General features: G+C 61.9%; 4 protein-coding genes and 1 pseudogene. 1 reads left to right on the forward strand and 4 read right to left on the reverse strand.

All coding sequences use genetic code 11. The features are described 5' to 3' along the window. Positions 1–703 precede the first annotated feature (703 nt). Positions 704–1,837 (reverse strand): helix-turn-helix domain-containing protein, encoded by a 1,134-nt coding sequence (locus DM816_RS40420; RefSeq protein WP_117215741.1) that lies wholly within the window; start codon positions 1,835–1,837, stop codon positions 704–706. 490 nt (positions 1,838–2,327) lie between these two features. Then, a pseudogene (locus DM816_RS45585) lies at positions 2,328–2,558 on the reverse strand (tyrosine-type recombinase/integrase); the annotation flags it as partial. A 17-nt stretch (positions 2,559–2,575) separates the two neighbouring features. Here DM816_RS45585 and DM816_RS45060 point away from each other — a divergent pair. Further along, positions 2,576–3,007 (forward strand): GntR family transcriptional regulator, encoded by a 432-nt coding sequence (locus DM816_RS45060; protein WP_246002701.1) that lies wholly within the window; start codon positions 2,576–2,578, stop codon positions 3,005–3,007. Positions 3,008–3,468: 461 nt separating this feature from the next. On the opposite strand, the gene DM816_RS40435 is transcribed toward DM816_RS45060, so the two are convergent. Beyond that, positions 3,469–3,999, reverse strand: a complete 531-nt coding sequence (locus tag DM816_RS40435; RefSeq protein ID WP_162908361.1) for a hypothetical protein — start codon at positions 3,997–3,999, stop codon at positions 3,469–3,471. Then, positions 3,989–4,162, reverse strand: coding sequence for a ribonuclease domain-containing protein (locus DM816_RS46075; protein ID WP_425455344.1), 174 nt, complete (start codon positions 4,160–4,162; stop codon positions 3,989–3,991). The genes DM816_RS40435 and DM816_RS46075 overlap by 11 nt, the downstream gene beginning before the upstream one ends. Positions 4,163–4,362: the final 200 nt, after the last annotated feature.

A 4,362-nucleotide genomic window follows, 5' to 3' on the forward strand; every position in this document is an offset into this window, starting at 1 on the left:
ATGCAGCGACTACGCTGCATTCTGCGGCCGCCGCAGTTGATATTGAATTGTCCACAACTTTCGATGATCGAGCGGCGGCCGTCCATCATCTGGCTGGGCTTCATTCCGCCAGCTCACACGGCATGTCGTGACTGCCGTACTAACCTTAACATTGGTGACTGTAATACCACCGGAGGCTAATCCGAAATCTGCCGTTCCTGTGCGGACGGCTCCACTGCGGTCAACTATGAGAACTGGAGCGTTCGGCCCTAGCTTCGCCGGCAGGACAACAATTTGGCCATCAGGCATCGTGTGCAATCCACCGGTGCCACCGAAGGCGCGCCTCGCCGCTGCTTCCGCCGCAGCAGCAGCGTCTGCCTGTGACAGTCCTGCACCAGTAATGCGATCAATCAATACGCTGGTTCTTCCAGAGGACATTTCGCTGATTTCTGCACCAAGATTGGTCCCGAATTCTACTGGATCGCCACCTCGACCTGGGCCACCGGCGTTGTGCACGAGCACTGGTGTGCTGCCCACGAGTACATAGTAGGTGTGGAGATCTCACGGGCCGCGAGGCGAGGACATGAGCGAGATCATGCCATTTGCCTGCGGGTTCGGGCGACCCTCCGAGCCTTCGCATTGATTGCTGGCAATGGTGACAGCAACCCTGACAGCAACGTGGGCGGACGATGGCGGACGACGGATGCGATTGAAAGATGTTGGCCTATATGGGGTTACGGGTTCGTGTGTGTGCGCGTTTGGTGATGAGGCGGTCGATGGCGGTGATGCGGCGTTGCAGCCGTGCGGATTCGATGCGGTCGGCGATAACGCGGGCCTGGCCGAGGACGGTGCAGGCGGCGTCGAGTTCCCCGGCGCGGGTGTAGCTTTCGGCGAGCCAGGTTTGATAGAGCGCGACTTCACGTAGGTGTGAGCTGTTGTAGGAGGCCAAGGCAGAGGTCAGCAGCGGCTCAGCGGCCCAGGGTGCGCCGGTTTCGATGTAGCAGCGCCCGGCCATGACATCGATCTCGGAGCGGTTGAGCCAGTAGACCCATTCCGGTTCGCAAATGTCGATGGAGCGTTGCTCGTAGGCGTCATCGACGGCGTCAAGCGCCCGGCGGGTGGCCTCGGTGTCTTTGAGCCGGGCAGCGGCCCAGGCGAGACGTTCCAGCAGCAAGGCCCGGACGATCGGGGTGGCGCCGGCCGCGCCTTTGACCGCGGAGCGGGCGATCAGCAGCGCGTCTTCACGCTTGCCGATGTTGGCGATCTGGTAGGCGAGGCTGGAGAGCAGTTGCGCGCCAAGCGTTTTGTCGCCTGCTTGCTCGGCAGCGTGGACACCGGACAGGTAGTGCTGCTGGGCTTGCGGGTAGAGCCCGGCGTCGCTGGCGACCCATCCGGCGAGCTGGGCCAGTTCCCCGACCACGGTCAGCAGTCGGACGCCGACATCGTCGGGGTAGGTCGCTCGCGCAGCAACGGCTTGCGCTTCGGCGAGTTCCTTGGTGATGACGGGCAGCAGATGTGTGCTGCCGATGGTGTCGTCGAGGTGGCGAAGCTCGATCACCCGCGCCTCCAGGTGGGAGATGAGCGTGTCGCCGATGGCGCGCCCGCAGCGCAGCTGCTCGACGGCCGGAGAGTCGGTGATCAGCCACTCGTGGGTGACCCGCAACGGGTCCAGTGCCGTGCCGATCGCATTGCCGAGTACCTGCTCGTAGCGGTCCAGGACGTCGGCGGTCACGGCCCGGCGCCCGGTCTCGACCAGCCCAAGGTAGGGCTTGCTGAAGTGCGTCAACGCGGCCATGCGGGCAAGGCTGTATCCGGCTGCCTCGCGGGCCGCCCGTAGCTGCGCGCCGAGATCAGTCATAGGTGGTGGCCTGTAGACGGTCGAAGACAGTCAATTACTTCCATGATCATCTCTTTCCGCTGATGCTGGTGGCAAGCCCAGCGGGAACGCGCATCGAAGGTCCGGACCCGTCTGGCGCAGTGCGGGGAAGGCCGGAATGGGAGCGGTGAAGATCGCACCCTTCCCGTTCCCGTGGCTTCCGGTCTTCCCCCTCACCTTAATCGACCAGCGTTCAGGAAGGAGTGATGACCCGTGAGCAACGCGACGCCGCTTCGTGACTACTACCGCTTCTGCCGCTTCGGTGGCGAGAACGACGAGTCCACCGACGAGGGCACCGATACGACGCAGCAGTAGACACCCGTGTATAAGAGCGCGCCCCGCCCAAGTTCGATGAGAGCCGTAGGCAGGCGCGTTCATGTTTCGGCAAGGGCTATCGGACTGGGACAGTCAGCGGCGGATCGTCGCCGTCTTCTTCGTCGTCTTCCATGAGCAGGTCACGGATGTCGGACGTGTCCCCGTTGCCGTCGTCGTCATGGTTGTCGCTTGTGGACTCGAGAGCTTGGTTCATGGCTTCGATGGCGTTGCGCTGCAACCGGACCCGGACGTGGGAATATATGTCGGCGGTCGTGGAAATTTGGGCGTGGCCAAGGAGTTCCTTGATGGTGACGAGTTCGACGCCCTGCTCCAGCAGCAAACTCGCGCAGGTGTGTCTCAGGTCGTGAAACCGGATGTAGCGGACGTCGGTACGGCATGGCCTCCATGACCGTGCAGCGGGCGCTACGCGACCTTCAGGAACGAGGACTGACCTACGCCGTCGTCGGCAAAGGCACCTACGTCCACCCCCAGGCCGCCCAACGTCTCGACATCGAAGACTCCGTAGGTCAAGACGAAGCCCTCGAACTCAACCCGCCCATCGGCGGCCGAGACCTCAACCGGCGCATGGCCGAATACATCCTGGAAACCGACCGCATCGCCGCAAAACTCATCAAGGCGTTCGAGGCCAGGGACAACGACGCCGCCCAGCGCGCCGTCGAAGAACTCGAAGCCTACAAGAAGGCCAACAAGCGACTCGCCGCAGACCTTGCCAGGCACGAAGCCGGCACCGACCAGCCCGACCGCACGAACCCGGACAACGGCGGCGAAGCCAAGCCCGTCAAGCGAACCGGCCGCACCCGGAAGACCACGAGATAGGCGCCCGTCGCCACGCAAGATCGCAGGCTGGCTCAAAACGTCTATACAGGATTAAAGCCCGGCTACGCCGGGCACGCGCACGCGCTATAGCCGTTCCGGCCCGCGCGCACGCCCACGCAACAGTGATCACCCCGACCACTTGAGACACCCGGCCTCGAAGCCTGGCATCCGATCTGGGGACCACAGGCCGTGACGATCGCTTCATAGGGCAGGCACCACGACGGCTTCCGGCGATCGACGCCGCGACGCTACGCGCCACGCCACCGGACAAACTTCTACACTGTCGCGATCGAACAGTGCCCATCCATAAATTCTCATATGTAGCCAGCACTTGACAGCAACCGTGACAGCAACCCAGGCGAACAACCATGCACGCCATCACACAACGGAATGGCGCGAACACGATCTGTAATGGATACGTGGCAAGAATACAAAGGCGTGCAAGCGGCTCGTGAATGCCGCTACCGCCTTTCCTCTTCCCCCGCGCCATCGGTGTCCCCGCTACGAGACCAATCTCCAATGAAGAAATACTCAATCTGCCTATTGGCAGCACTATCAGTTAGCCCCGCACCTTCAGTCAACGACAGTAGGTTATGAATGCACCTGACGAAGGTATAGATATCGGCATCGACAAGCCTATCCAATCCGTCGATAACCACTGCAACAGCCGTGGCATCTTCCGATTTCAGGAAGTCCCACAGCCGATCATTGAACGCAGCCCAGTTACCTGCTCCGAGTTCGTTGAGACGCAGTTTACTAGTCAGCTCAACAAGGAATGCCCTCTCGGCGTCTTTCGGACCCCCCGCGAACATTGCTTCTACAACCGTGAAGCCCATTCCTTGCAGAGCTGACCGCAGCTCAGCGGCCTGCCCACGGTCAACCAAGTACGGACGGTCCTTGAGCCACGGAAGTCCCTGATGGAGATTTATCCAAAGCTTGGGCGGAGCCGAACTGTCCACCCAAGCCGGCGTCCGTTCCTTCTTAGCATCCACAGTTCGGTCCCCTAATCTGAATGAAGCCATCATCGTAATGACCTGTGTACCAGACCTCGCCACGGCCACCGAATATCAAGCGCCCACTGCCTGGCCTCGTACCACCTGGAGGAGTCGGAAGAATATCGGTCTCGACATAGTATCTCGGCGACGCTGGCGGCAATCCACCGCCGCTGTATATGCCGGGACCCGTCCGACCTCCGCCCTGCTGAACACCGGGGGGTCTGTTTCAGTAACGGTGTTTCCGGCGGATCTTCAGTAGTTCTCGGCGGCCGGGAACCGGTCACCGAACGTGATGGCGAAAGCGTTGAGGACTGGCTTCCAACGCACCGCCCATCGGGTCTTGCCGGTACCGATCGGATC

The sequence above is a fragment of the Allorhizocola rhizosphaerae genome (assembly GCF_003426775.1).
Classification (GTDB): domain Bacteria; phylum Actinomycetota; class Actinomycetes; order Mycobacteriales; family Micromonosporaceae; genus Allorhizocola; species Allorhizocola rhizosphaerae.